The sequence below is a fragment of the Telluria beijingensis genome, from assembly GCF_030770395.1.
GTDB classification, from domain to species: Bacteria; Pseudomonadota; Gammaproteobacteria; order Burkholderiales; family Burkholderiaceae_D; genus Telluria; species Telluria beijingensis.
This window is the reverse complement of sequence record NZ_CP132480.1, coordinates 914,547-939,741: the sequence shown is the minus strand read 5'-3', so window position 1 is coordinate 939,741 and position 25,195 is coordinate 914,547. Positions and strand designations below refer to the sequence as shown.

Sequence of the window (25,195 nt, the reverse complement as noted above, 5' to 3'; positions counted from 1 at the left end):
TGTGGTTGTTATCAGAGGCTGATGCTCATGCCGACCTGGATGCCGCGCGGCGGCGCCGGTGCATAGAGCTGGAGGCCGGCGCTCACCAGTGAGCTGGTGGAATACATGCGGTCGGTCAGGTTGGTGACGGCGGCGTAGAAGCGCTGGCGCCCCATGCTGGTGTTGCGTTCCCAGGCCACGGTCAGGTCGGCGGTGGTGAATGCACCCAGCCTGGCCGTGTTATCCGCCGTCACCGGATACCCTCCTCCGTGCTGGACCGCGAGGTCGGCCGACCAGCCGGCGCCGAAGTCGTAGCGGGCGCGCACCGTCGCGGTACGGTCCGGCACATTGGGCACCGACGTGCCGACGACCGCCGCGTTGGCATGCTGCAGCACCTCGGTATCGATCCAGGTCAGCGCCGCCGACAGGTCCATCTGCGACGACACCGCGTACTGCAGGTCGAGCTCGGCGCCGGAGCGCCGGGTCTGGCCGAAGTTCTCGAAGTTGCCGCCACCGAGGTCGCGCACCTCGTTATAGGTCTTAATGCGAAATACCGCCAGGTCGACCACTGCGCCCTTGGCCGGCCTGAACGTCAGCCCGGCATCGGCCTGGCGGATCCTGGTCGGATCGACCGCGCTTCCGCTGGCGCTGTAGCGGGCGGACGCGGATGGCAGCTGGAAGCCTTCCGTCAGGCTGACGCGCGTCTCGAATTGCGGCGACCAGCGCGAGCGCACGCCCAGCTTGGGGCTGGTGTGGGAATAGCCCGCCATGCGCAGGCAGGGATTGCCGGCGCCGGTGCCGATCTCCACGCCGGCCGGGCTGCAATTGCCCGTGAAGCGGTCGTAGCGCACGCCCAGGGCGGGGCGGAACAGTTCGCTGTAAGCCCATTCGGCCTGGGCGAAGGCCGCCACCGACCTGGTCAGGTAGTCGCGGTTCATGTAGGGCTTGGCGCCGCTTGTCGTCACTGCGGTTTCGGCGCCGTTCAGCAGGGCGTCCTTGAAGATGTAGTTGGACGTTTCGCGGTAGCCCTCTACCCCGGCCACCCAGTCGAGCTTGCGCCCGCCGACCTGGCTGGCGCCATTCAGGCTGGCGCCGGCGCCGCGCACCTGGCGTTCATAGGCTTCCAGGCGCTGCTCCCACTTGACCGCGGTGGTCGGCCGAGTATAGCTGCGGCTCAGCGACTGGTGGGTGGCCGAGGCGAAGGCCAGCAATTGCAGCTCGTCCGTGAGCGGCGTGCTGAAGTCGAGCCGGCCGGTATAGAAATCCTTGCGGCCATCGTCGTTCTGGACGTTCGGGTCCTTGTCGTAGCGCTTGTCGTCGTCGGCGTTCTGGGCGCCGGTGATGTAGCTGGCCGAATCCCATTTACCCTCGTGGGCCCGGCCCGACAGCGCGAGCTGGGTGCCGCCGCCCAGGTCGAAGCCCAGGCGGCCCGACGCGGTGCCGCGGCGCGTATCCGATTGCTCGCGGAAGCCATTGGTGTCGAACAGCTGGACCGCGAAGTTGCCCTGCACATTGCCCATGCGGGTGCCGATTGCCGCCTGCACGTCGCGGGTCGCGTGCGAACCGATCTTGACGTCGATGTCGCGGTACTCGCCGCCCTTGCGCGATTCCACCGCGATGGTCCCGGCGCGGCTGTAATTGCCGTACAGGACGGACGACGGTCCCTTGTACACGGTCATGCGCTCGACCTCGAGCGGAATGATCACGTTCTGGTCCGCATAGCCGTCGGCATGCGACATCGATTCGTTGAGCGAGACGCCGTCGATCGCCATGCCGATGTCGCCGCCATGCCCGCCGCCGGTGAAGCCGCGCATATTGATCGAATCGGCGACGCCGCCGAGCCCCAGGCCGCGGATCGAGATGCCGGGCACCTCGCGGTACAGCTCCTGCAACTGGCTCACGTGGCGTTCGCGGATCGTCTCCTGCTCGATCACGTTTACGGTGAACGGCGAGGTATCCGTGGCCAGGCCCTGGCCCTTGACCACGATGACCGACATCGCCGCTTCCTCGGCGTGAACGCCGGCGCCGGCGCCGGCCAGCGCCGCGCCGATCAGCAGCATCATCCGTTTCTTTTTCAATTCCATGATTCCATCGCCTTCCAGGGGCCCGCAGCCATGCGATTCGCCGTTGTGCTCACACGAAAATAAAAATCGTCATACCGGACGCCGAAATAAAAAGCCGGATCGACCGGCCCATGTCTCGGCGACGACGAAAGCTGTGCTGCAAGCTGTTGATCAACTGCCTGACGATGTACGCCTGGAGGCGCTTGTCTCCGTCAGTTCCTTTATACGGAACGATGTTCCTTTATGTGGATTAATAGTACAACCAAAGGAATTCGCGCGTCAATTCTTTCGTCGCATGCGCTCAGGACGACGGCGTGGATTCGTCAATGAAACGCCGTACCAGGGGCTCGGAAGGGCCGATGTGGAACGCGTGCTTGCGTTCGCGCAGCGCGACGTCGGCGGTGGTGACGCGGCTCAGGCGGCGCAGGTGCTCCGCCCACGATTCGTCGACGATGCGTTCGACATACCGCCCTTCGCGGCCGGCATCGCGCAGCAGCGTCCAGGCCAGCGCGCCCTGGCGCAGCCGGCTGCGCCGGCTTTCCTGCATCAGGGCGTGGAATTCATCCGCGCGAGCGGGATCGATGCAGTATTCGATGGTCATCTCGACCCTTCCCGGCCCGGGCGACGCCATCTGCGGCAGCCTGAATTCGCCGGCCGGGCTCAGGTCTTCTTCCGGACGTTCGGTGCGCCGCGCATGCACCAGCGTCATCGCGGCCGCGCCGGATACCGCCGCCACCAGCAGGCTGGTCGCCACGCTGCTGTGGGCCGCCACCTGTCCCCACAAGGCGGCGCCCAGCGCGCCGGCGCCCATGATCGCCATCTGGTAGATCGACATGCCTCGCGCCCGCACCCAGTCCGGCAGGGCGAGCTGGGCGCTGACGGTGAGCGAGTTGGCGGTCGCGATCCAGCCGGCGCCGGCGACGAACATGGCCGGCGCCGCGAGGTAGATGGATGGCGTCAGCGCCACCGTGGCCATCGCGCCGGCCTGCAGCAGCGTGCCGCCCAGGACCATCGTCGCGCGCGTCATCCGCTGGCGCAGGCGCGGCAGGAACATGGTCGTGGCGATGGCGCCGGCGCCCAGCGCGGCCAGCAACAGGGTGAAGGTGCCGGCATCGCCGTCCTGCATGCCGCGCGCGACCAGCGGCAGCAGCGCCAGCAGCGCGGTCGAATGAAAGAAAAACAATCCGATGCGCAGCAGGACCGCGCGCATCCCCTGCGACTGGCGCACGAACTGCACGCCGACCCGGATCGCGCTGGGCAGCCGCTCGCGCCCCAGCGCGCTTGGCGCCGGGGCATGCTTCCAGCGCATGATGACCAGGCCGGCCGCGACCGACAGCACCGCATTGAGCAGGAACACCCAGGCGCTGCCGGCGCTGGCGATCAGCGCACCCGCGACCAGCGGCCCGATGATGCGCGACGTATTCATCGCCACGCCGTTCAGCGCCAGCGCCGCCGGCAGCTGCGCGCGCGGCACCAGTTCGGGAACGATCGCCGCATACACCGGCCAGCGCATCGCCAGGCCGATGCCGTTGGCGAACAGCATTGCCAGCAGCAGCACCGGCGTCACCAGCCCCGCCATCACCAGCGCGCACAGCGCCGAGGACACGGCCGCGATCCAGAACTGGGTCGCCATGAAGTAGCGGCGGCGGTCGAGGATGTCGGCCAGGGCGCCGCTCGGCAGGCCGAGCACGAATACCGGCAAGGTGGCGGCAGTCTGCACCAGCGCCACCCAGACCGGCGAGTCGGTCAGCGACGTCATCATCCAGGCGGCGGCGACGTCGGTCATCCACATGCAGACGTTGGCCGCCATCCAGGTGCCCCACAGGGTGCGGAACACCGGATTGCGCAGGGGCGCGAGCGCGGACGGCGGCGCGCCGCCTGGAAGCGCCTCGCTCACGGCTCAGATCTTGAAAGACTCGTAGGTCGCGGGGTGGAAGATCTCGTCGACCGCCACCTGACGCGCCGACAGGCCCTGGGCGTGGTGGTGGCGCACGAAGGCCTCGAGCGTCGCGCGGTTCGGCGCTACGCCGTAGGACCAGTAATCGTGCCCCATCGATTCGCGCGCCGCCTTGAGCTGCTCTTCGACGAACGGCAGGGTGACCTTGGTCGCCGAGGTATCGGCCAGCTTGTCCAGCGCCGCCGCCTTGGCCTGCTCGAAGGCTTTCAGCACCGCGCCCGGCAGCCAGGGATGCTGCGCCGCCAGCTCCTTGCGCACGCCGACCACGTGCATGATCGGGAACACGCCGGTGCGCTTGTAATAGTCCTTGGCCTCGGCGGTCGGATCGTCGAACAGCCAGCCGATGTCCGGGTTGGTGGCGGCGGCGCCGCCGGGCGGGCGCGGCGCCATGAAGCCGTCGATGTCGCCGCGGTCGAGCATGGCCGAGATGGTGTCGCCCTCGGGCGCGTCGACCATCCGCACGTCGGGCGGCAGGCGCAGCTTGATCTTCTCGGGCCGTCCCGGCTCGTCGATGCCGCCGCGCACCCAGGTCACGTCGGCCGGGCTCACGCCATAGTCGTCCTGCAGGATCGCGCGCGCCCAGACATTGGCGGTGAGCTGGTATTCGGGCACGCCGATCCGACGCCCTTTGAGATCTTGCGGACGCTTGATGCGGTCCTTGCGCACGTGGATCGCCGTGTGGCGGAAAGCGCGCGACAGGAATACCGGCACTGCGACGTAAGGACAGTCCCCGGCCGCCAGCTTGACCAGGTAGCTCGAGAACGACATCTCGCTGATGTCGAATTCGACGTTGCGGAAGGCGCGGAAGAAAGTCTCTTCGGGCGACAAGGTCATGTACACCGGATCGACGCCGTCGATCTGCACGCTTGCGTCCAGCAAGGCGCGGGTCCGGTCGTAGTCGCCCATCGCGACGGATAGCTGCAGCTTGGCCAAATTGCTCCCCTGTGTGGTTGGTCAGAACATGAAGAAAACGGCGAGATAGGTCGCGGCCACCAGGAAGATCATCAGGTAGGGATTGGTCCTGGTGTAGTACAGCACGCCGGCGGCGACCAGCGTCGTGGTCCAGCCGAGCAGCGACAGGTGCAGCGCTTGCAGGATCGTCAGCGCGCCGGCGAAGATCAGGCCGACCGCCACCGGGGCCAGCCCCTGCTCGACGGCCTTGCGCCAGGGCGAGCCGCTGTGCCGGTGCCAGACTGAGGTCACGGCGACGAATACCAGCGACGACGGGATGAACATCGCCAGCGTCGCCACCAGCATGCCGGCCGGTCCGGCAAGCTGCCAGCCGATCAGCGAGGCGATCAGGGTGTTGGGGCCCGGCGTCGCGCGCGAGATCGCGAACAGGTCGGCAAACTGCTGGTTGGTGAACCAGCCGTTGAGCACCACCGTCTGCAGCCGGATATCGGCGATGATGGCCTGCCCGCCGCCGAACGACAGCAGCGACAGCGGCGCGAACACGAGCGCGATCTTCCACAGCAGGCTAGTCATGCGGCCTCCGCAGCGCCAGCACGATGCTCAGCGGCGCCAGCACGCCGACCACCGGGATCATCGACCAGTGGAACACGCCCACCGCGACGAAGGTGGCGATCCCGATCGCGATCGCAACCGGCTTGCGCTCGATGCGCAGCGCGGCCTTGGTGCCGGCGGCGAAGGTCGCGCCGATGCCGACCGTGGCGATGCCGAGCAACATGAACTGGGTCAGCGGGTATGCCGAGATGTGCGAATAGATCGCGGCCACCGCCAGCACCACGCAGATCGCGGGCACCACCATGCCGAGGGTCGCGACCAGCGCCCCGATGCCGCCGCGCAGGCGCTGGCCGACGTACAGGGCCAGGTTGACCGGGTTCGCGCCCGGCAGGATCTGCGACACCGTCAGGCCGGCCAGGAAGGCTTTTTCGTCGAGCCATTGACGTTCTTCGACCACGGCGCGGTATACCCAGGCCTGGGTGCCGCCGCCGAACGACGTCAGGCCGACCTGGATGAAGCAGAAGAACAGCGCCTTGAGCGAGACCTGAGGCAGCTTTTGCGTGGATTCCTGCGCCGCGGCCACGCGCTCCGTGTCGACCGATGAGTCCAAGATAGTCCAATCGATATCGCGTTGATCGGAGCGTTCCGATTAGTGGAACACAATTCCTTGATACGAGAAGATCAAAATAGCACTTCGACCTGAACCCGTCAATGCTCCTTGCCCGGCGCGGCGCGGGCGCGCGCGGTGAGCGCGCCGCCCACCAGCAGCAGGGCCGCGTTGGACCAGAACACCGGAACGATGCCGAACGAGGTGCCCAGCGTGCCGAACACGATCGGCACGCTGATTTGCGTGAACTTGTTGACCGCGAGGCGGATGCCCAATGCTTCGCCGATGCGCGCCGGCGGGGCGTTGTTGTAGGTGAGGACGATCGACAACGGCTGCCCGCAACCCAGTCCGAGTCCGAGCAGGAAGGAGATCGCGCCCATGACCAGCGGCTGGTCGAACATCGGGAACAGCAGGTAGGTCGCGCCCGCCATGAGCAGCGACCAGGTCAGCACCCGGGTTTCGCCATGGCGCCGCGCCAGCCGCGGCATCCACAGGCGCACCACGAAGGCGGCCGCCGCCTGCATGCCGATCACCCAGCCGATGGTCGATGCCGACAGGCCCACCGCGCGGCCGTAGATCGGCATGTAGAAGTTGAACAGGTCGATCGCCGTGATGATCAATCCGCTCGTGATGAGCGTGTTGCGCAAGGCGCGGTCGGCCAGCAGTTCGCGCACGCCGCCGGCATCCGGATCGTGCTTGACCTGCACCACGCGCGGGATGAAATGCGGATACAGCAGCAGCAGGAAAACGGGCAGGAACACGATGCCGGCCAGCGTGACGAAGGTCCAGCCATAGCCGGCGCCGTCGACCATGAAGCCGACCAGGACCGGGCCGAGCATGCCCGACACCGAAGCGCCCAGGCTGAAGGTGCCGAAGTTCTTCGTGCGGCTGCCGGCGCCATCGATGGAGCCGACCAGGTTATGGCAGGAGACATGAAAGAAGATATTGCCCGCGCCAAGCACCAGGGCCGCCACGAACAAGGCCTCCAGCGACGGCCAGGCCCAGGGAATCAGGAGCCCGGCCGTCATCCCCAGCGAGCCGAACAGCATGGGCCAGCGCACGCCGATACGGTCGGTCAGGCGTCCCGCGTACACCGCCATCATCAAGGGGAACACCGCATAGGTCGAGATCAGGAAGCCGATGGTCACGGGATCGGCCTTCAGCGCGAGCGCATCGAGGGCGATGAGCATCCGGCTGCCCTTCAGGCCGACCTGGTTCAGCATGGACATCAGGACTGTCAGATAAAGAGCCATACGCCTTCCTGGAATGGGCCGAATCCGCACGCACCGCAGTTTCGGGGTTGACAGTGCACGGCATACAGCCTTACCTTACAACCGTTCCTTTCAATGATACTGCATTCCGTATGAAGGAACAGCGTAATCTTCATAAAAATCATTCTTCGGAGACAGGCACGCCGAATCCAGGCCGCCGCCGCAGGCGCGCGGCCGGTCGCGGCCGACCAATACCATGACAATCTTCCATTCCCGTATCGCCCTGCCCGCGCTGCTGGCGGGCGCATCGCTCCTGGCGGCCGGCGCCGCCCAGGCCGCCGGCAACGATGCCTGGCCCTCGAAGACGGTGCGCCTGGTGGTGCCGTACGTGCCGGGGGGCACCTCGGACACCCTCGGCCGCGTGCTCGCCACCCACCTCACAGAGAGCATGAAACAGACCTTCATCGTCGAGAACCGGGGTGGCGCCGGCGGCATCACCGGCTCGGCCGCGGTGGCGAAGATGGCGCCGGACGGCTATACGCTGGTGATCTCGGGCGTCGGTTCGCATGCCATCGCGCCTTCGCTGCCGATCAAGGTGCCGTACGACCCGATGCGCAACTTCACCCACATCGCCGTGTTGGGCGGGCCGCCGAACGTGCTGGCGGTGCACCCCAGCGTGCCGGCCAAGGACCTGAAGGGATTCCTGGCCTATGCCAGGTCGCAGGATGGAAAGCTCAACTACGGCTCGCCGGGCAACGGCACCCAGGGCCACCTGTTCGCCGAAAACTTCATGCAGATCACCGGCATCCACATGGCGCACGTGCCCTACAAGGGCGCCAATCCGGCGGTCTCGGACTTGATGGCCGGGCATATCCAGACCCTGTCGACCACCCTCAGCACGGCGGCGGGCCAGATCCGGGGCGGCAAGGCGCGCGCGCTGGCGGTGTCGTCCGAGAAGCGCATCGCCGACTTCCCCGACGTGCCGACCTTCGCCGAGCTGGGACATCCGGAGCTGGTGGCGACCACCTGGTTCTCGCTGTCCGGCCCGGCCGGCCTGGACCCCGCCATCGTGCAGCGCCTGAACACCGAGGTGCGGCGCATCCTGAAACTGCCCGACGTGCGCAAGCGCCTGCTGGCCGAGGGCATCGAGCCGAACGACCTCGACCCGCAGCAGAGCACGGCCTATATCGCGTCCGAGATCAAGCGCTGGGCGCCGGTGGTGAAGGCGACGGGCGCCAGCGTCAACTAGGATGGCGCCCGAGTTGCCCCGGGCCGGAAATGTCGGGCTGGCCGAACTGGCGACCGTGTTCCTGCGCATCGGATCTACCAGCTTCGGCGGCATGTGGGCCGCCACGCAGCGGCTCGAGACGGAACTGGTGCACCGCACGCGCTGGCTGGCGCCGGAAGAACAGCAGGCGTTGATGGTGGCTGCCACCGTGATCCCGGCGCCCAAGTTCCTCGCCTTCGCCGGCCTGGTCGGCTTTCGGCTGCGTTCCTGGCCGGGCGGCATCGTCGCCCTGCTCGCGCTGGCGACGCCGGGGGCGCTGTTCGTGCTGCTGGGGGCGATGCTGCTCAGTCCCGACACGCTGGGCGAGCCGATGGTCTACGTCAGGCGGGCGGTGGGCATTGCGATCGTCGGCCTGTTGTTCGGGAATAGCTGGCACCAGCTCATGAATGCCAGATTGGCAGGATGGCGCCAGGCTGCCGGGGTCGCGCTGGCCCTGGCCGTCGCGCTGGCGGCGATCGCGGGCGTGCCGCTGCTGCTGGCCGCGGTGGCCGGATTCGCCGTCGGCGCCCTGGTCCTGCGCCCGTCCGGACCAAGCGCGCGATGACGGCCGAACCAGTCGGCGTGCTCGAGATCCTGGCGGTGGTCGCCGTCAGCTGCCTGTTCTCCCTCGGCGGCGGCAACGGGCCGCTGGCCGTCGTCCAGGACCGCTGGGTCGGCAAGGGCCTGCTGGATCCGGGCTTGTTCGCGTGGGCGATCGCGCTGGGCTACCTGAGCCCGGGCCCGAAGGCGGGATTCCTGTCGGGCGTCGGTTACTACCTGTACGGCGTGCCCGGCGCCGCGGCGGCCATCGCCGGCCTCGTCCTGCCGACCTGGATCGGCAGCGCGGGCGTCTCCTACGGCTACCGCAAGCTGGCGCCGCTCATCGCGGCGATCAGCCTGCCAGCCGGCTTCGTCATCGCCGGCATGATCGCGGCCGCGGCCTGGGACACGGCCGGACCGATGGCGCTGGACAAGGTGGAGATGGCGGCCGCCGGCATGGTTGCGGTGGCGGTCGCATGGCGCAAGCCCGAACCTGCCTTCGTCGTGCTGGGGGCGGCGCTGGCCGGGCTGGGGTGGTACTTGTTGCGCTGAGCTCAGGCGCCGGTCCAGCGCATCCAGCCGGCGCACTCGTAGGACACGGCCGAGCCGACGCCCAGGACGGTCCGGGTGCGGGGCGCATCCGCCGCATCCTGCGCATCGCGCATCGGGGTCAGGCGGGGGGCGCGCGGTTGTACCGGCGCCAGTTTTACGGACGACGCTTCACGCACACCGGTGATGCCGGCGGCATCGAAAGTCAAGGTAGACATACTGCACTCCAATCGATTTATATTGCAGTGCAGTATAGCGACTCGCCGACTTCCAGTCCAATCACCTTATAGGATTTCCAGTATTCACACTGTGAATGGGACATCGTTCCATTTTTATACTTCAACGCGTGGTGCAGCCCTCGAAGCCTTTTCTGAGCAGCGCCTCGTCCAGGTTGCGGCCGATGAACACGAGCCGGCTGTAGCGGGCCTCGCCGGGCTTCCATGCCTGTTGCAGGTCGCCTTCGAGCAGCATGTGGACCGACTGGAATACCAGGCGCCGGGGCTCGCCCGCGACGTCGATGATGCCCTTGCCGCGCAGGATGTCCGCGCCCTTGCTGTTGACCAGGGCATTGAGCCACATGCGGATGCGTTCGCCATCCATCGGCGCGCTGGCGGTCAGCGCAATACTGTGGATGCCGGCGTCATGCTCATGATCGTGCGCGTGCGCGTGCCCATGATCGTGGTCATGACCGCAATGCTCGTCATGCACATGGCCTGCTTCGCAGTGCGCGGGCGCCAGAAAATCGGGCTCGAGCGAGACGATGCGCTCGATGTCGAATCCGCCCCGCCCCAGCACCTTGTCGAGCGCCACGTCGGCGCGCCGCGCACGGTGGATCGGCGCCAGCGGGTTCAGCTTGCGCAGCCTGGCTTCGATGCCGTCGAGTTCCGCAGCGCTGGCCAGCTCGGTCTTGTTCAGCACGATCTGGTCGGCGAACGCCACCTGCTCGACCGCCTCGCGGCTATCGTGCAGGCGCATCAGGATGTGGCGGGCGTCGACCACCGTCGTCACCGAATCGAGCGCGGTCCGCTGCTGCAGGAAGGGATCGACGAAGAAGGTCTGCGCCACCGGGCCGGGATCGGCCAGGCCGGTGGTCTCGACGATGATGGCGTCGAAATCGGATCTCCTGGACAGCAGGCCGTGCAGGGTGCGGATCAGGTCTCCGCGCACCGTGCAGCAGATGCAGCCATTGTTCATCTCGAACAGCTCTTCGTCCGAGTTCAGGATGAGGTCATTGTCGATCCCGACCTCGCCGAACTCGTTGACGATCACGGCGTAGCGCCGGCCGTGATCTTCCGACAGGATGCGGTTCAGGAGCGTCGTCTTGCCGGCGCCCAGGTAACCGGTGAGTACCGTGACGGGTATGCGTTCGGCCATCTGGCGCCTTTCTTCCAAACTGGTTGAACGCGGATCACATCCACGGCATCAGCGACACGTGCACCACGTCCGCCGCGCCCTCGCCGCCCACCGACTTGATCGCATACTCGGTATCGGCCAGGCCGAAGCGGTGCGTGGTCAGGAGTTCAAGCGGGAAGCGCTTGGATGCCAGCTGCTCCAGCGCCAGCTCGCAGGCGCGGTAGCTATGGCCGCGCGCGCTCTTGATCGTGATGTACTTCACCGTGATCTTCCCGATCGGGAAATTCGGGAACTCGCTCATCTCACCCTGGATCAGCAGGGTGCCGCCCTTGCGCTTGAGCGCCTCGACGCCCAGGTGGATCGGCGCGGTGCCGGCGCCGGCGGTGCAGTCGAGCGCCACATCGACACCCTTGCCGCCGGTGATTTCCATGATGCGCTGCAGCGGATTCTCTTCCTGCACATTGATCACGTAATCGGCACCCAGTTTCAGGGCCACGTCGAGGCGCGCCTTGTCCTTGTTGGTGCCGGTCACGATGATCAGCGAAGCGCCGGCCTGCTTGCAGGCGATGGTCTGGGACAGGCCCTGCTGGCCCGGGCCCTGGATCAGCACCGTCGAGTTGTAGCCGACGCCGCAATCGAACAGCGCCCACTCGATGCCATTGGCCATTGGGGTCACGAGGCCGGCCAGTTCGGGCGTCACGCCGTCGGGCACCTTGTGCACCACCGAATTCCACGGCAGGTACATGTATTCCGAGAAGCCGCCCCACAGGTGCGGCGGCTTGTCCGAGGTGCTGTAACCGTAGCGGATGCCGTCCGGGTTCGAGCGCCAATCGGTGTTTTCGCAATGGCGGTACTCGCCCTTGTGGCACCATTCGCACTTGCCGCACATGACGTAGTGCTCGACAAAGACCAGGTCGCCCTCCTTGAAGCCCTTGCGCGCCGTGAACTCCTTGCCGGCCTTGGCGATGCGGCCGATGTTTTCATGGCCCATGATCACCGGGCCGCCCGTCTTGAGCCCTTCCTTGAACATCTTGACGTCGGTGCCGCAGATGCCGGCCACCTCGACCCGCATCAGCGCCGCATCGTCCGGGATCTCCGGCATCGGGAATTCCTGGATCTCGATCTGGCTCGGACCCACCTTGACTGCCGCTTTTACTTTTTCCACCACGAGGTCTCCTTCGGTTTTTTTGTTCGATTCATTGGCCGGCGCCGCGCCGTGCCGTACTTATAGTGTCTCGTCCTGTTTCAGTACCCCGGCCGCGCGCAGCGCGCCGTCCAGCCAGGACGGCTGGATGTTCTTCCCGGCCAGGATGTCGGCGATGCGGCCGCGCTCGTCGGCCAGCTTCTTGTCGGCCAGGCCCAGCAGCGAGGCCGCCTTTTCGCGCTCGACCACCACCACGCCGTCGGCGTCGGCCACGACCAGGTCGCCCGGATTGACCACCACGCCGCCGCAGCTGACCGGCCAGTTGATGCGCCCGCCCACGCCCTTGGTCGGCCCGTTCGGGTTGGCGCCGATCGCGTACACGGGAAAGCCCAGCTCCAGCAATTCTTCGGTATCGCGCAGCGCCGCATCCAGGATCACGCCGCCGAAGCCGAGCTTCTGGCAGGTGGTCATCATGATCGCGCCCATCAGCGCGCAGGTGCGGTCGGCCTTGCCGTCGATGACCAGCACGTCGCCCGGCCGCGCCATCGCCATCGCCGCGTGGATCATCAGGTTGTCGCCCGGCCTGACCTCGACCGTGAAGGCGGGGCCGGCGATACGGGCGGAATGCGACAGCGGCGCGATGCGCGCGTCCATGGCGCCGCGGCGGCCGGCGACGTCGGCCAGGATCGACGAGGCGAACGCCGAGGCCTGCCGCACCACGTCCGGCGCCACGCGCTCGAACTCGCGGCGGATATTGGAAAGCGAAGCCTGCGTGCTGCTCATATCAAGTCCTTTGCTCGTCATGATGGTCTAGCGGGCCGGGAAGCCGCGCCGGGTCAACAGCGCGTCCAGGCGCGGATACACGCGGCGCGCGTTTCCTTCGAAAATCTTGTAGCGGCTGTCGTCGCTCAATCCGGTCAACTGATCCAGGTAGCGCTTGGTGTCGTCGAAATGGTGGCCGGTCTCGGGATCGATCCCCGGCACCGCGCCCAGCATCTCGGACGCGAACATCACGTTCTCGACCGGCACCACGTCGGTCAGCAGCGCGATGCCGGGCTTGTGGTAGACGCAGGTATCGAAGAACACGTTCTTCATTACGTGCTCGAGCAGGTTCTTCTTCTGCATCGCCAGGCACATGCCGCGGTAGCGCCCCCAGTGGAAGGGCACGGCGCCGCCGCCATGCGGGATGATGAAGCGCAGGGCCGGGAAATCGGCGAACAGGTTGCCCTGGATGAGCTGCATGAAGGCCGTGGTGTCGGCATTGATGTAGTGCGCGCCGGTGTGATGAAAGGCCGGGTTGCACGACGAGGACACGTGGATCATCGCTGGCACGTCGAGTTCGACCAGTTTTTCGTAGATCGGGTACCAGTAGCGGTCGGTCAGCGGCGGATCGGTCCAGTAGCCGCCGGACGGGTCGGGATTGAGGTTGACGCCGATGAAGCCGAGCTCGTTCACGACGCGCTCCAGCTCCGGAATGCAGTTCGTCGGCGACACGCCCGGGAATTGCGGCAGCTGGCCTACGCCGACAAAGTTGTCCGGCAAGAGCGTGCAGATGCGGTGGATCAGGTCGTTGCTCATCCGGCTCCACTGCCGGCTCACCGCCTCGTTGCCGACGTGGTGGGCCATGCCGGCGGCGCGCGGCGAAAACACGGTCAGGTCGCTGCCGCGCTCCTTCTGCAGTTTCAGCTGCGGCTCGACGCTCTTGAGCAGCATCTCGTCGCTGATGCCCAGCTCGGTCGTCGCCGGCCGCCGCGCGGCATCGGCCAGCCCCGCCAGCTGCTTGTCGCGGAAGGTGTGCAGCGCCTGCGGCTCGGTCGTGTAGTGGCAGTGAATGTCGATGATCATCGTGAATCCTGTTTTGTTCTGATATGCGGACCATTGGTCCACATATCAGCACGAACCAATGTATCTGCTGATTAATCCGGTGTCAACCTAAACTTGCCCGGCCTGGACCGCCGCCAGGAATTGCAGCAGCCTGGCCGAGGTGTTGTCCTCGAGCTGGTCGGCCGGCGCGACGTCCCAATATTCGGCGCGCGGCAGGCACTCCTGCAGGTAGCGCGCGGCCGATGTCGCGTGCGAGGCGTCCGCACCCGGCACCACCAGGGCCGGTATGTCGAGGCGCATCAGGTCTTCCGGCTCGACCCCGGGCACGGTGTCGCGGTCGACCAGGGTGCGCCCCATCGCCGCCACGATCAGCTTGTACTTGTTCACGTCCTGCTGCGCATAGCGCGCGGCAAAGGCGGGATCGCGCGCGATCGCCGACGCCCATGGCCCGCCGCGCGGATCGGCGCCGAAGGCCTTGCCCTCGCTGCTGGCCAGCGCCGCCACCGCGGCCAGGCCGTGCTGGTGCACATAGGCCAGGTGCTCGGCGAAGCGCTGGTGGCTGGACAGGCGGTAGCGCGCGCCGCCCACCGGCCAGTACAGGATCATGCTCAGTGTCGCCTCGGGATGGGCGGCGGCGAAGGCCGCCACCGGACAGCATCCCATGCAGCCGCCCATCAGGTGCGCCTTGTCGATCCCGAGGTGCTCCAGCAAGCCTTTCCCCTGGCGCACATAGTCGCTCCAGCCCACGTGCTCGACCCGCCCGCCCGACTGCCCGCATTCGCGGCGGTCGAACACGATGCAGGTGTAGTGCTGCGACAGGTGCTCGAGGGGCCGGGTGCGCGCATACACGCCCAACGACGACCATTTCTCGATGGTGGCGTCGAAGCCGCCCGGCGAAAACATGAGCAGCGGCGGGCCGCTGCCGACGACGTCGTAGCGGGTCTCGATTCCGTCGATGAGTGCGGTAGGCATGGGAACTCCGTTCAGGTGGCGGGTGGGACGGGAATGCCGCCCTTGATCTGGCGCGCGGCGCGCACGTCGCTGGCGAAGGCGCCGAGCGCCTCGTGGGCGATGCGCGCGACGTTGGCATAGGTGTCGGCCGGGTCGTCGAGATTGCTGGCCGCATAGCCGATCGCCGCGTGCGCCATGCGCATGCGGCCGTCGAGCCATGGCCCGCCACCGAGGCCGCCGATCACGGGAACCGCCACCGCCTGGGCCACCGCCGGGCCGGCCACCGGGCCGGAATTGGTGAAGTCGAGCAGCGCGGCGCCCGCTTCCTCGAGGCGCCGGGCTTCTTCGACCAGCTGGGCCTTCATCGCGGCCGGCACCTGGACCCCGCCCTTGAACATGGTGCGGTAGTCGATCCCGTACTGGAGCGCGGTCTGCGGCGTGATGCCGAACTGCGCGAACACCGGAATGCCGGCACGCGTGATGGCGTGCACGGCTTCCGGGAAATCCGCGGCGCCATCGAGCTTGATCATGTCCGCCCCGGCTTCCTTCACCAGGCGGATGGCGGCGGCCAGCGCCTCCGCGGTCCCCTGCTGCAGCGGGCCGAACGGAAAGTCGACGCTGACCAGCGCCCGCTTCACGCCGCGCCGTACCGCCTTGCACACCACCACCATCTCGTCCATCGTCACTTCGAGCGGATTGGGCTGGCCCCACAGGTTGGTGCCGACAGTATCGCCGACCGAGACGATGTCAACCCCGGCGCGGTCGGCGATCTGCGCCATCTGGTAGTCCCAGGCCACCACCCCGACGATTTTCTTCCCGTCGCGCTTCATCTGCTGCAGCGCCGGAATCGTCACTACATTGTCCTTGGCATTCATGTGTTCACCTCCTGTTCGTCTTCTGTATGGGCTACCGGCGCGAACAGTTCCTCGAGCGCGAACGGCCGCTGGAGGATGCCCTGCTCGCCGGCATACCGGATCACCGCCTCGATCATGCGGCGGTTGGGTTCGATGCCATAGGGGAGCGGGTCGGCGCCGGTAACCTGCATCACGCGCTTGTAGGCCTGGTCGGCCTTCGGCAATTCGTCAAGCGGCGTGCGCGCCAGGCGTTCGACGTAGCGCCGCCTGGCTTCCGAGAAGGCGTCGTAGATGTCCTGCGCCAGGCCCGGATTGGCCTCGAGCAGCGCATTCCTGACCACCAGCGTGTGGTTGATCGGATAGTGTCCGTGCAGGCGCAGCGCCTCCAGGCCGGCCTGGCGCGCGTCCGGTATCAGGGGCTGCACGTCGGGATGGTCGATGTCGACCCCGATCGCGGCCACGATGTCGCCCGCCACCAGCATCTCTTCGAGCGTGCGGCCGGGCGCCATCGGCACCACGTTGGACGGCGGCTGGAACTCGGCGACGTGCTCGTCGCCCGACAGCACCCAGGTCACCTTCGACAGGTCGACCCCGCATTCGTGCTGCAGGATGCTGCGCGCCCAGAGCCCGGTGGTGACGGTATAGCCGCGGTTGACGCCCACCCGCTCGCCCTCCAGATCCTTCGGGTTGCGGATGCCGAGGCGGGTGTTGACCATGATGGCGCCATGGTGGAAGGCGCGCACCAGGAAGATCGGCAGCGCGGTGAATTCCTTGCCGTGGGCGCGCGCGGCGAGGTAGGTGGTGATCGCCATCTCGCTGATGTCGAATTCGCTGCCGCGCACCATGCGCCGGAACGCCTGGATGATCTTCGGCACTTCCTCGAATGCGAAATCGAAGCTGCGCGGCACGACGCTGCCGTCCTTCAGGGCTTCGGTATGGCCGAGCGTCTGCACCGCGGTCGTCAAGATTGGTCTCGACATGGTCAATGGTCTCCTCTCATCCGCTTGCGGATGCTTAGTTGTCGTCCCTGGCCCGTCAGCAGCAGGCGCAGTAGTTGGTGTCCGGCTGGTGCAGCGAATCCATCAGCCAGTCGAAGGGGATGTCGTCCTCGGTGACTTCTTCGGGCGGCTTGAAGGCCTTGAACTGGTGGCGCTTGTCGCCGTTGGTCCAGAACGCGACCACGGTTTCCAGCGGCGGGCAGCCGGGCAGGGAGCAGGCCACCTCGGTGACCAGGACCACGGTCTCGCCGGGCAGCCTGAAACGGGCGCGGGTCCAGTCCGCGATCCGCTCCAGCGCGGCCAGCCGGTCAGGCGGCTTGCGAAACGATCCCAGCATCGCGGCCCCTTTTCACGCGCCCAGTTCCACCAGCATGTCCTTCACATAGGCCGGGTCGGAGGCGATCACCAGCATGTCGCACGAGGGGCGCAGGATCGCCAGGTCGCCCTGGGCCGAGGGCGTCAGGGCTTGCTGGATGAAGATCCCGGTGACCATCTTGCCGGCCAGCCGGGCGCCCTGCTTGACCAGCGGCGCCGCGCCCAGGTCGTCCCCGGCGCAGGCCACCACCACCACCATGTCGACGTCGGCGAACGACTCCAGCAGCGCCACCATGGCCGCCGCCTGGCCGGGATCGGCCACCGCCACGCTCACCTGCTGCAGTGCCTGTTCACCGGTGGCGCGTGCCACCGCGGCGCCGCCGCTGCCGATGCCCACCAGCCTGATCGCCCGGTGGCGCGAATTGGGCAGCCGGATGCGGTGCCGTACTTCGCTCGCCAGCAGGGCTTCGGTATGCATTTCCATGCCTGCCCCGTCAGACCGAGGTGACCGGAACGCCTTCCCTGGCGATCAGTGCTTCCTTGGCGGCGTCCTTGAACGCGACGTCGGGCGGCAGCACCAGCGAAGCCGAACGCACGCGCTGTTCTTCCGGCTTCACGCCCGGCGGCTGGACGCCCTTGGCCAGTGCCTGGGCCGCCTTGCGCAGGCGATGGCGCGCCATGATGATGCCGTTGTCGGTCGACACCAGGTTTTCCTTGCTGCGGTCGGCGATCGGTCCCATGCTCTCCTGCAGCGAGGCGTCCTGGATGCCGATGCCCTCGATGCCGCTATAGCTGATGCGCGCCTTCTGCGCCGCCCGGTCCATCAGGTAGTCGTTGGTCTTGTTCTGCAGCGGGATATAGGTGCCCGGGATGGTCTTGACGTGGATGCCCTTGCCGTCGACCATCGCTTCGAGCTCCTTCTCGGTCAGCTCGCGCGTCGGATGGTAGTCGTAGCTCCAGGCCCAGCAGTTCTCGTCGTCGATCGGGATCCAGAAGTGGCCGTGGATCGAGTGGTCGCCGCGCGGCGGGATCGCGGTAAAGCACGGCATGACCCACTGGGTGATGCGCCAGTAATAATGGCCTTCCTCGGCGTTGCGGCGCGCGCCGATCAACAGGCCGCCCTCCGATTCCACCACCTCGAACTTGACCTGGAAGTCCTGCAGGTTGTACTTGTTGCCCTTGGCGCCCCTGAACAGCGGGTCGCGCTCGAGCGCGCCGCTGTGCAGGAAGGACACGTGGCTCGAATCGATGCCGCCCTCCATCGCCTGCAGGTAGTTCGATTCCTGCAGGCGCTTGGACATGTAGCGATGCTTCGGCCCCACCGTCGCGAACTCGTACTCGGGCAGCGGCGGCTGCAGCTCGGGCGGTCCCATATAGGTCCACAGCACGCCGCCGCGTTCCACCAGCGGGTACGACTTGAGCTTGATCTTCTTGCAGTAGCCGCTTTCGACCGGTTCCGACGGCACGTCCACGCACTGGCCGCTGGTATCGTATTTCCAGCCGTGATAAGGGCAACGCAAGCCGTTTTCCTCGTTGCGGCCGAACCACAGCGACACGCCGCGGTGGGCGCAGAATTCATCCATCAGGCCCAGCTTTCCGGACGTGTCGCGGAAAGCGATCATGCGTTCCGACAACAGCTGTACCCGCACCGGCGGGCAGTCCGGCTCCGGCAGTTCTTCGGCCAGCAGCGCCGGGATCCAGTAGCGTCGGAACAAATCGCCCATCGGGGTGCCGGGACCGGTCTGGATGAGCAGCTCGTTCTGTTCCCGTCTTGTCATGTCAGTCTCCTTGGTTTTGATGATCGTCATGCAGTGCCGGCTAGCGGAACAGGTGGCCTGCAAGGTGGTCCACAATCCTTATGTTCCGATATGCGGAATGCTGTTCCTTTTTCAGAATTTAAGATATCATCCATTTCAGAGCCGTGTCAATCACCGATGCGGCGCCTCGCGGGGAGCCAGACCCCGCCTGAATCCAACCCTGTGCTGACGACGAGATTTCCCATGACCGACACCCAACATCTTGATTTCACGCGCTTCCTGGAACTGTGTTCGACCGCGGAAGTCGCTCCCGGCGAGGCCGCCAAAGTGAAGAGCGGCGAGCGCACGCTCGCGGTCTTCAATATCGACGACCAGTTCTACGTGACCGACGACCTGTGCACCCACGGCCCCGGCTCGCTGTCGGAGGGCTATATCGAAGGCGACGTGGTGGAATGCGATTTTCATAACGGCGCCTTCAATATCCGCACCGGCGAAGTGGTGGCCCCGCCGTGCATGATTCCGCTGCGGACCTACCTGGTCCACACGGCCGACGGCAAGGTGTACATCGATCCCGACCAGCCGGCCTGCCCGTCCGCCCTCACCTGCCCGAAGGCGGTCGCCAACGGCTGATCGCGCAGGATGGCCGCCCGTCCCTGTCGGGCGGCAGGAAGTCTGTCAATGCAGCACGATGAACAGCGTCCCGGCCACGCCCAGGGCCGCCGCCTGCAGCGTGGCGGCATTCAGCTGCTCGGTCTTGCGCAAGAAGACCATGCTGAGCAGGATGGTCACGAACACCTCCATCGACGTCACCAGCGCCACGCGCGAGATCGTGGTGTGGCTCAGGGCCGCGAAATACAGCAGCTGGCCCGCGGAACTCAGGACGCCCGCCGCGAGCAGCCAGGGGTTGAATCGCGTGAAAGCGCTGCGCAGCGATTGCCGGTAGCTGTCCACGAAGCGCGCCGCCACCAGGAACGTAAGCGCACCGACCAGCGCGCCCACCAGGGTGCCGAGCGCCGCGTCCGGCATCAGGTCCAGCCCCTGCTTGCGGGCCACGTAGCCGACCGCATAGGCCAGCGCCGATACCGGCCCATAGAAGAATCCGAGCGACTTCAGCCTGCTGTTCCAGGTCGCTTGCGCGGCGCGCGGCGCGCGCTTCGCCGCTTCGTCCTTCAGCGATTGCCTGACCAGCAGCGCGAAGCTGGAAAAGATCAGCACCATCCCGAGCGCGGTATAGCGGTCGAGCGATTCGCCCAGCACCAGCACCGCCAGGATCACCGAGAACACGGGGTTGAGCCGCTTGACGGCCGAGGCGCGCACCGCGCCCAGGTGCTGCACCGAGGCGAACAGGAATACCCGCCCGATGAACATCGTCAGCACGCCGGCCGCGGCGAACCATGCCAGGCTGGCCGCATCCGGCCGCGGCCAGCCGCCGCGCAGGCTGGTCGCGATCCACAGGCCGGCGGCCATCGCGGTGGTGACCAGGATCGACAGGAAGGCGCCGTTGTCCTGGGCCCCGGCGCCGGCGCCGCGCGCGATGGTGAGATTGGCCGAAGCGAAGCAGCACGCCGAGCACAGCGCCAGGAGTTCTCCCACTTGCCGCGCCTAGCCCGGAGCGGCGCCGGATGCCTTGGCGCCCGTTGCCGGAATCAGGAAGATGAACAGGTTGGCCAGCACGATGATCCCGGCCAGCAGCCAGAAGGTCGCCATGATGCCGTGGCGGTCCGCCACCACGCCGCCCAGCAGCGGGCCGATCGACGAGCCGACCGCCTGCATCCCGAACAGCACCCCGATGCCGGTGCCGCCCATGTTCTTCGGCGTCGCGTCCAGCAGCCAGGCCTGCAGCACCGGCCGGATCGCATACAGGAAGAAGCCGACCAGTGCGATGAAGAACACGAAGGCCGGCGAGCGGCCGGCGAACGCCATCCCGGCCAGCATCAGGCCGCTCAGGACCATGCTCGACATGACGATGCGCTTGCGGCCCATGCGGTCGGACAGGTGGCCGGCCACCGGCGCGGCCAGGAAGCCGGCCGCCTGCAGCAGGAACATGCAGGCCCCGATCCACAGCGGCGAATAATGCATGTGATAGGCCAGGAACACCGGCAGGAAGGTCAGCAGGGTGGTCTGCGTCATCGAGCGGAAGGCCGAGCTGACCGCCAGCAGGATCAGCAGGCGGCTACGGGCCAGCGCGCGCAGGCCCTGGGCGTACTCGCCCAGCGACTGGCCGTCCGCCTCAGGCGCCGGCTGGCGCTTCTTCTTGCCGGCCAGCCTTAGCGACCCCATATACGCCAGGATCGCGCAGGCCGCGACCGCGCCCGGCACCGCGTTCATCACCACGATCTCGCGCCAGGTGAAGACGGCCAGCAGCGCGCCGACCGCCAGCGGCGCCAGCGCGTCGCCGACATTGCCGCCCATGCCATGCAGCGACAGCACCAGGCCCTTGCGCTCGGGATAGCGGTGGCCCAGCAGGGGGATCGCGGTCGGATGCCACAGGTTGTTGCCGATCCCCACCAGCGACACGCACAGCAGCAGCGCGGCGTAGCTGTGCGAAAAGCCGATCAACAGGTAGGGAAAGCCGATCCAGAACAGCGACAGGGCCATCAACAGACCCTTGCGGCCGGTGGTATCGGCCAGCATCCCGCCGGGCACGTTGGACACCGCGCCGGCGATGTACTGGCAGGTCATCACCAGGCCGATCTGGCTGTAGGACAGGCCGAGCTCCTTGCCGATCAGCGGCAGCAGCACGTAGAAGGTGGCCGGATACCAGTGTGTCATCGCGTGGCCGAACGTGATCATCCACACGTCGGCGAACGATCTGCCCGGCGCCGCCGGCATTGAAGTCGATGCGTCCATGATTGCCCTCCTTCCCGGTTCAGCGGCCGCCGCGCTTGGTCACCACGTCTTCATACGACCTGGTCCACTTGTCGATCTGGTCCAGCGCCATCGCCGGGTCGACCAGCAGGACGCGCAGGTTCTTGTCCAGCGGCGACGGCACTGCGGTATTGGTCGGCACGTAGTCCATGCTCACCAGGAGCTTTTGCACATCGGGCGACAGCATGTAGTCGTAGAACAGGGCCGCCGCGTTCGGATGCGGCGCGCGGCGCGCGATGCCGATGCCGTTCGCGCGCGCCACCGCCGGCTCCAGCACGAACCAGTCGATCGGCGCGCCCTTGTCCTTGGCCGACTGCGGCATGTAGTTGTAGACCGTGAGCGCCAGCGGCACTTCGCCCGCGATCACCATATTGTTCAGCAGCGAATGACCCTTGCGCGCCGAGATGCCGTTGCGCTCGACGATGTCGCGAAACAGGCGGATGCCCTTCTCCTCGCCCATGTCGGTGACCACCGTCGAATACCATTCCTGCACCTTGGACTCGATGCCCAGCCTGCCCTTCCACCTGGGGTCGAGCAGGTCCTGGTAGGTCTTCGGCAGGTCTTCCTTCTTGATCAGGTTGGTGTTGTAGGCCTGCACCCAGACCGACAGCAGGGTCGCGGCCCACTCGCGGTGGGCCGGCACCGCGCCCTTGACCAGGCTGGCGAAGTACGGCGAATTCACCGGCTGCAGGATCTTCTCGCGGTGCATCGCCTCCAGCTCTGGCGCGCCCACGTGGATCGCGTCGACCTCGTAGCGCCGGGCTGCGGTCTCGGCCAGTGTGCGCTGCAATACCTTGTCGGTGCCGGCGCGCCAGATCCGGACCTTGATGCCGTATTTCTTTTCGAACGGTTCGATCAGCGGCGGAATGTCCTTTTCCGCGATCGTCGTGTAGAAGGTGAATGTCCCTTCCTTGCGTGCCGCCTCCACCAGCTTCTGGTGGCGGTCCGCCCCCGCGTACTGCAGCAGCGCGCTGTCCTGGGCCGCCGCCGGCACGCCCTGGGCCAGCGCCAGCGCGAGCGCCGCGGCGCCCGTCCTTCTCATCCATGTCGACCACGTCATGCTCGTCTCCCCTTTTTTTATGATGGAAAGCAGCCGCCCGGCGGCGCGCCAGCGCCGGCGGGGGTGCTGCGGGACGCTCAAGCCGGCTGCTTCACCTTGCCGGTGATGTACTGCTGGATCAGCTCGGGCGTCAGCTCCAGGCCGGGCTGGTACTCCGGCGCGTCTTCCAGCTGTTCCAGGTCGTTCAGGCCGAACTTCTGGTAGATCCGGTTGATCGCCGAGATCAGGCGCACCGGCCGGTCCGGGTCGGCGTTGAAGTGCTGGTGGATGGTGTTGGGCGGGATGTAGATGACGTCGCCCGCCTCCCATTCGTAGCGCTTGACTTCGTCCTGCGCCTTCCAGTGGTAGGTGTCGGTGATCTCGACGTCGCAGTCCTGGTGCAGGTCGTAGCCGCGTCCCTCCACCACGTACAGGCATTCCTCCGCCAGGTGGCGGTGCTTGCCCGAGCGGCTGCCCGGCGGGATGATCTGCATGTAGGCGTCGACCGTCTCCATGCGCGTGTTCATCTGCTCGTTGAGCAGGTGCTTGAGCAGGCCCTGGCGCGACATCTCCCACGGCATCTCGTGCGGATGCACGACCTTCTTGCGCTTGCCGTTGCGCGCCGGCGCCGCCGCCGCGTCGTCCAGCAGGTTCTGGTACAACTCCTGGTTGGCCAGGCCCTGCAGCCAGGCCTTCGATTCACTCCATGCCATGATCTATTCCTTTCCTTGTATGTCGAACGCCGCCGTCATTTGCCGTCGCCGTAGTCCGCGTAGTTGTAGTCGTCTTCGTAGTGGCGCGGCTCGAAGCCTGCGCCTTCGGGCGTCGGTTCCGTCGGCTTCGGGATCACCTGCTTCTGGAACAGCAGGTTCATGAACATCATCATCGGCTTCGGCTTGAGCACCAGGGCCCGCGCCGGCTTGAGCGGATCCTTGTTGAAGTGCTGGTGCACGCAGTTGTTGTGCACGATCGCCACGTCGCCGGCATCCCAGTCGTAGCGGATGCCGTCATGGATCTCGTAGCCGGTGCCGTCCAGGATGTAGAAGGCCGCCTCGTTGACGTGGCCATGCTTCTGGGTACGGCCGCCCGGGCCGTATTCTTCCAGGTGGATGTGCAGGGTCTGTGTCAGGCCGTCGACCGGCTCGACGAAGTGCTTGCTGAACGATTGCGGGCCGTCGTTGAAGGTCAACTCCGTTCCCTTGATCACGCGCGGCATTGCGCGCAGCCGGTCCAGCTCCGCGTTCAGGTTGTAGGGACCGGCGATCGCGCGCAGGAACACGCGGTCCTTCTTGCTGCTGTAATGCGACTCTTTACCCATGATGCTCCTCGGTGGTTATTTGCTCTGCTTGGTGAAGATCTCGTCGTACAGGTTGGTCCATTTCTGGTTTTCGTCCAGGATGACCTTCGGATCGACGAACTTGATCGGCAGCTTGTTCAGCGGCGTCTCGACCTTGGTGCTGGTCGGCACGAAGTCACGCTCGAGCAGGAGCTTCTGCCCGTCACCCAGCATGAAATCGAAGAACAGCGCGGCGGCGTGCGGGTTCGGGCTCTGCCTGGCCATGCCCACCCCGTTCGGACGCGCGATCGCCGGCGCGATGTAGAACCATTCCAGCGGCGCCTTCTTCTGCTTGAGCTGCTCGGCCTTGTAGTTGTAGACGGTCATGGCCAGCGGGATCTCGCCGGACGCCACCAGGTTGGTCAGCAGGGTATGCCCCTTGCGCACCGAGATGCCGTTCCTGGCGACGATGTCGCGGAACAGCTTCAGGCCTTTTTCCTCGCCCATCTCGCCCACCACGCCGGCGAACCAGTCGGCGTCCTCGGCCTCGATGCCGAGCTTGCCTTTCCACTTGGGATCGAGGAAGTCGGCGTAGGATTTCGGCAGGTCTTCCTTCTTGAGCCGGTTGGTGTTGTAGGCCATCACGAAGATGTTCAGGCGAGTGCTGACCCAGCCGCCATGCGGGAACATTGCCTCCGGAATCAGGTCCTTCAGGTAGGGCGATTTCACCGGCTGCAGCATCTTCTCGCGCTGCAGCGCCTCCAGTTCGGGGCCATTGGTTTCGATGATGTCCACGTCGTGGCGGCCGGCGCGGGTTTCGGTCACCGTGCGCTGCAAGACCTTCTCGGAACCGGCGCGCCACAGCTTGACCTTGAGGCCGTACTTCTTCTCGAAGGCCCGGGTCAGGGTCGTCATGTCGTCGATCGGCGCCGAGGTGTAGATCATCAGCGGGCCTTCCTTGCGGGCGCCGTCGACCAGGCGTTTCTCGCGATCGGCGCCGCTGTAGTTGGCGATGTCGGCCACCTTGTTCTGGGCCAGCGCGGCCGGCGCCGTGGCGCCGAACAGCGTGCCGGCGGCCAGGGCGCCCAGCGCGAGCCTGAGCGCGTTCCTGAGTGCAGAGCGGCGTGGGATTTTCTTCATCGTGAATCTCTCCTTGAATGATGGAAGTGACGGGATGGC

27 protein-coding genes are annotated in these 25,195 nt (G+C 66.6%); 4 read left to right on the top strand and 23 right to left on the bottom strand.

Annotation, left to right across the window (positions count from 1 at the left end; all coding sequences use genetic code 11):
* Positions 1 to 11: 11 nt before the first annotated feature.
* The 6 genes from Q9246_RS04170 to Q9246_RS04145 all read right to left on the bottom strand — a co-directional run bounded on the left by Q9246_RS04170 (position 12) and on the right by Q9246_RS04145 (position 7,299).
* Positions 12 to 2,063, bottom strand: a complete 2,052-nt coding sequence (locus Q9246_RS04170) for a TonB-dependent receptor (RefSeq protein WP_306395682.1) — start codon at positions 2,061 to 2,063, stop codon at positions 12 to 14.
* Positions 2,064 to 2,343: 280 nt separating this feature from the next.
* Complete coding sequence (locus tag Q9246_RS04165) at positions 2,344 to 3,939, bottom strand: MFS transporter (protein ID WP_306395681.1); 1,596 nt, start codon at positions 3,937 to 3,939, stop codon at positions 2,344 to 2,346.
* A gap of 3 nt (positions 3,940 to 3,942) precedes the next feature.
* Positions 3,943 to 4,932, bottom strand: a complete 990-nt coding sequence (locus Q9246_RS04160) for an ABC transporter substrate-binding protein (protein ID WP_306395680.1) — start codon at positions 4,930 to 4,932, stop codon at positions 3,943 to 3,945.
* A gap of 21 nt (positions 4,933 to 4,953) precedes the next feature.
* A complete protein-coding gene (locus tag Q9246_RS04155) occupies positions 4,954 to 5,484 on the bottom strand; it encodes a chromate transporter (RefSeq protein ID WP_306395679.1) in 531 nt (176 codons plus the stop codon).
* Positions 5,477 to 6,073 (bottom strand): chromate transporter, encoded by a 597-nt coding sequence (locus tag Q9246_RS04150; protein ID WP_306395677.1) that lies wholly within the window; start codon positions 6,071 to 6,073, stop codon positions 5,477 to 5,479. The genes Q9246_RS04155 and Q9246_RS04150 overlap by 8 nt, the downstream gene beginning before the upstream one ends.
* Before the next feature lie 98 nt (positions 6,074 to 6,171).
* Positions 6,172 to 7,299, bottom strand: coding sequence for an MFS transporter (locus tag Q9246_RS04145; RefSeq protein ID WP_306395676.1), 1,128 nt, complete (start codon positions 7,297 to 7,299; stop codon positions 6,172 to 6,174).
* Positions 7,300 to 7,537: 238 nt separating this feature from the next.
* Here Q9246_RS04145 and Q9246_RS04140 point away from each other — a divergent pair, with 238 nt between their 5' ends.
* The 3 genes from Q9246_RS04140 to Q9246_RS04130 are packed head-to-tail and all read left to right on the top strand — an operon-like array spanning position 7,538 to position 9,640.
* Positions 7,538 to 8,530, top strand: coding sequence for a Bug family tripartite tricarboxylate transporter substrate binding protein (locus tag Q9246_RS04140; protein ID WP_306395674.1), 993 nt, complete (start codon positions 7,538 to 7,540; stop codon positions 8,528 to 8,530).
* 13 nt (positions 8,531 to 8,543) lie between these two features.
* Positions 8,544 to 9,113, top strand: coding sequence for a chromate transporter (locus Q9246_RS04135; protein WP_306395672.1), 570 nt, complete (start codon positions 8,544 to 8,546; stop codon positions 9,111 to 9,113).
* A complete protein-coding gene (locus tag Q9246_RS04130) occupies positions 9,110 to 9,640 on the top strand; it encodes a chromate transporter (protein ID WP_306395670.1) in 531 nt (176 codons plus the stop codon). The genes Q9246_RS04135 and Q9246_RS04130 overlap by 4 nt, the downstream gene beginning before the upstream one ends.
* Before the next feature lie 2 nt (positions 9,641 to 9,642).
* Here Q9246_RS04130 and Q9246_RS04125 read toward each other — a convergent pair whose 3' ends face one another.
* From Q9246_RS04125 to Q9246_RS04075, 11 genes are all read right to left on the bottom strand, one after another.
* Complete coding sequence (locus tag Q9246_RS04125) at positions 9,643 to 9,855, bottom strand: hypothetical protein (RefSeq protein WP_306395669.1); 213 nt, start codon at positions 9,853 to 9,855, stop codon at positions 9,643 to 9,645.
* Positions 9,856 to 9,976: 121 nt separating this feature from the next.
* Positions 9,977 to 11,011, bottom strand: a complete 1,035-nt coding sequence (locus Q9246_RS04120; protein WP_306395668.1) for a CobW family GTP-binding protein — start codon at positions 11,009 to 11,011, stop codon at positions 9,977 to 9,979.
* Positions 11,012 to 11,045: 34 nt separating this feature from the next.
* Positions 11,046 to 12,155: a zinc-dependent alcohol dehydrogenase gene (locus Q9246_RS04115; RefSeq protein WP_306395667.1), complete on the bottom strand. Its 1,110-nt coding sequence runs from the start codon at positions 12,153 to 12,155 to the stop codon at positions 11,046 to 11,048.
* 60 nt (positions 12,156 to 12,215) lie between these two features.
* Complete coding sequence (locus tag Q9246_RS04110) at positions 12,216 to 12,917, bottom strand: RraA family protein (RefSeq protein WP_306395665.1); 702 nt, start codon at positions 12,915 to 12,917, stop codon at positions 12,216 to 12,218.
* A 27-nt stretch (positions 12,918 to 12,944) separates the two neighbouring features.
* On the bottom strand, positions 12,945 to 13,979 hold the full coding sequence (locus tag Q9246_RS04105) for an amidohydrolase family protein (protein ID WP_306395664.1): 1,035 nt from the start codon (positions 13,977 to 13,979) through the stop codon (positions 12,945 to 12,947).
* 87 nt (positions 13,980 to 14,066) lie between these two features.
* Positions 14,067 to 14,930 (bottom strand): alpha/beta fold hydrolase, encoded by an 864-nt coding sequence (locus tag Q9246_RS04100; RefSeq protein ID WP_306395662.1) that lies wholly within the window; start codon positions 14,928 to 14,930, stop codon positions 14,067 to 14,069.
* A gap of 11 nt (positions 14,931 to 14,941) precedes the next feature.
* Positions 14,942 to 15,784, bottom strand: a complete 843-nt coding sequence (locus Q9246_RS04095; RefSeq protein WP_306395661.1) for a 3-methyl-2-oxobutanoate hydroxymethyltransferase — start codon at positions 15,782 to 15,784, stop codon at positions 14,942 to 14,944.
* Positions 15,781 to 16,743, bottom strand: coding sequence for an ABC transporter substrate-binding protein (locus tag Q9246_RS04090; RefSeq protein WP_306395660.1), 963 nt, complete (start codon positions 16,741 to 16,743; stop codon positions 15,781 to 15,783). The genes Q9246_RS04095 and Q9246_RS04090 overlap by 4 nt, the downstream gene beginning before the upstream one ends.
* A gap of 55 nt (positions 16,744 to 16,798) precedes the next feature.
* The gene (locus tag Q9246_RS04085) at positions 16,799 to 17,098 is read right to left on the bottom strand and encodes a hypothetical protein (RefSeq protein ID WP_306395659.1); all 300 of its coding nucleotides are present in this window, start codon (positions 17,096 to 17,098) and stop codon (positions 16,799 to 16,801) included.
* A gap of 12 nt (positions 17,099 to 17,110) precedes the next feature.
* Positions 17,111 to 17,560 carry a hypothetical protein gene (locus Q9246_RS04080; RefSeq protein ID WP_306395658.1) on the bottom strand — a complete coding sequence of 150 codons (450 nt, stop codon included), beginning with the start codon at positions 17,558 to 17,560 and terminating at the stop codon, positions 17,111 to 17,113.
* Between the two features lie 10 nt (positions 17,561 to 17,570).
* Positions 17,571 to 18,854, bottom strand: a complete 1,284-nt coding sequence (locus tag Q9246_RS04075) for an aromatic ring-hydroxylating dioxygenase subunit alpha (protein WP_306395656.1) — start codon at positions 18,852 to 18,854, stop codon at positions 17,571 to 17,573.
* Positions 18,855 to 19,076: 222 nt separating this feature from the next.
* Here Q9246_RS04075 and Q9246_RS04070 point away from each other — a divergent pair, with 222 nt between their 5' ends.
* Entirely contained in the window at positions 19,077 to 19,463 is a 387-nt protein-coding gene (locus Q9246_RS04070) for a non-heme iron oxygenase ferredoxin subunit (protein WP_306395653.1), read from the top strand.
* A 45-nt stretch (positions 19,464 to 19,508) separates the two neighbouring features.
* Here Q9246_RS04070 and Q9246_RS04065 read toward each other — a convergent pair whose 3' ends face one another.
* The 6 genes from Q9246_RS04065 to Q9246_RS04040 all read right to left on the bottom strand — a co-directional run bounded on the left by Q9246_RS04065 (position 19,509) and on the right by Q9246_RS04040 (position 25,156).
* Positions 19,509 to 20,426, bottom strand: a complete 918-nt coding sequence (locus tag Q9246_RS04065; protein WP_306395650.1) for a DMT family transporter — start codon at positions 20,424 to 20,426, stop codon at positions 19,509 to 19,511.
* Between the two features lie 9 nt (positions 20,427 to 20,435).
* Entirely contained in the window at positions 20,436 to 21,683 is a 1,248-nt protein-coding gene (locus Q9246_RS04060) for an MFS transporter (protein WP_306395648.1), read from the bottom strand.
* A gap of 19 nt (positions 21,684 to 21,702) precedes the next feature.
* Positions 21,703 to 22,761, bottom strand: a complete 1,059-nt coding sequence (locus tag Q9246_RS04055) for an ABC transporter substrate-binding protein (protein WP_306395645.1) — start codon at positions 22,759 to 22,761, stop codon at positions 21,703 to 21,705.
* A gap of 77 nt (positions 22,762 to 22,838) precedes the next feature.
* Positions 22,839 to 23,453, bottom strand: a complete 615-nt coding sequence (locus Q9246_RS04050; protein ID WP_306395643.1) for a cupin domain-containing protein — start codon at positions 23,451 to 23,453, stop codon at positions 22,839 to 22,841.
* 35 nt (positions 23,454 to 23,488) lie between these two features.
* On the bottom strand, positions 23,489 to 24,058 hold the full coding sequence (locus tag Q9246_RS04045) for a cupin domain-containing protein (RefSeq protein ID WP_306395641.1): 570 nt from the start codon (positions 24,056 to 24,058) through the stop codon (positions 23,489 to 23,491).
* A gap of 15 nt (positions 24,059 to 24,073) precedes the next feature.
* A complete protein-coding gene (locus Q9246_RS04040) occupies positions 24,074 to 25,156 on the bottom strand; it encodes an ABC transporter substrate-binding protein (RefSeq protein ID WP_306395640.1) in 1,083 nt (360 codons plus the stop codon).
* Between the last annotated feature and the right edge of the window lie 39 nt (positions 25,157 to 25,195).

Coding starts and splice junctions, on each gene's coding strand:
- Q9246_RS04075 (WP_306395656.1), bottom strand. CDS start 18,854: ATGACAAGACGGGAACAGAACGAGCTGCTCATCCAGACCGGTCCCGGC.
- Q9246_RS04085 (WP_306395659.1), bottom strand. CDS start 17,098: ATGCTGGGATCGTTTCGCAAGCCGCCTGACCGGCTGGCCGCGCTGGAG.
- Q9246_RS04050 (WP_306395643.1), bottom strand. CDS start 23,453: ATGGCATGGAGTGAATCGAAGGCCTGGCTGCAGGGCCTGGCCAACCAG.
- Q9246_RS04140 (WP_306395674.1), top strand. CDS start 7,538: ATGACAATCTTCCATTCCCGTATCGCCCTGCCCGCGCTGCTGGCGGGC.
- Q9246_RS04130 (WP_306395670.1), top strand. CDS start 9,110: ATGACGGCCGAACCAGTCGGCGTGCTCGAGATCCTGGCGGTGGTCGCC.
- Q9246_RS04100 (WP_306395662.1), bottom strand. CDS start 14,930: ATGCCTACCGCACTCATCGACGGAATCGAGACCCGCTACGACGTCGTC.
- Q9246_RS04170 (WP_306395682.1), bottom strand. CDS start 2,063: ATGGAATTGAAAAAGAAACGGATGATGCTGCTGATCGGCGCGGCGCTG.
- Q9246_RS04060 (WP_306395648.1), bottom strand. CDS start 21,683: ATGGACGCATCGACTTCAATGCCGGCGGCGCCGGGCAGATCGTTCGCC.
- Q9246_RS04155 (WP_306395679.1), bottom strand. CDS start 5,484: ATGACTAGCCTGCTGTGGAAGATCGCGCTCGTGTTCGCGCCGCTGTCG.
- Q9246_RS04110 (WP_306395665.1), bottom strand. CDS start 12,917: ATGAGCAGCACGCAGGCTTCGCTTTCCAATATCCGCCGCGAGTTCGAG.
- Q9246_RS04125 (WP_306395669.1), bottom strand. CDS start 9,855: ATGTCTACCTTGACTTTCGATGCCGCCGGCATCACCGGTGTGCGTGAA.
- Q9246_RS04090 (WP_306395660.1), bottom strand. CDS start 16,743: ATGTCGAGACCAATCTTGACGACCGCGGTGCAGACGCTCGGCCATACC.
- Q9246_RS04080 (WP_306395658.1), bottom strand. CDS start 17,560: ATGGAAATGCATACCGAAGCCCTGCTGGCGAGCGAAGTACGGCACCGC.
- Q9246_RS04105 (WP_306395664.1), bottom strand. CDS start 13,979: ATGATCATCGACATTCACTGCCACTACACGACCGAGCCGCAGGCGCTG.
- Q9246_RS04045 (WP_306395641.1), bottom strand. CDS start 24,058: ATGGGTAAAGAGTCGCATTACAGCAGCAAGAAGGACCGCGTGTTCCTG.
- Q9246_RS04095 (WP_306395661.1), bottom strand. CDS start 15,784: ATGAATGCCAAGGACAATGTAGTGACGATTCCGGCGCTGCAGCAGATG.
- Q9246_RS04145 (WP_306395676.1), bottom strand. CDS start 7,299: ATGTCCATGCTGAACCAGGTCGGCCTGAAGGGCAGCCGGATGCTCATC.
- Q9246_RS04120 (WP_306395668.1), bottom strand. CDS start 11,011: ATGGCCGAACGCATACCCGTCACGGTACTCACCGGTTACCTGGGCGCC.
- Q9246_RS04070 (WP_306395653.1), top strand. CDS start 19,077: ATGACCGACACCCAACATCTTGATTTCACGCGCTTCCTGGAACTGTGT.
- Q9246_RS04055 (WP_306395645.1), bottom strand. CDS start 22,761: ATGACGTGGTCGACATGGATGAGAAGGACGGGCGCCGCGGCGCTCGCG.
- Q9246_RS04040 (WP_306395640.1), bottom strand. CDS start 25,156: ATGAAGAAAATCCCACGCCGCTCTGCACTCAGGAACGCGCTCAGGCTC.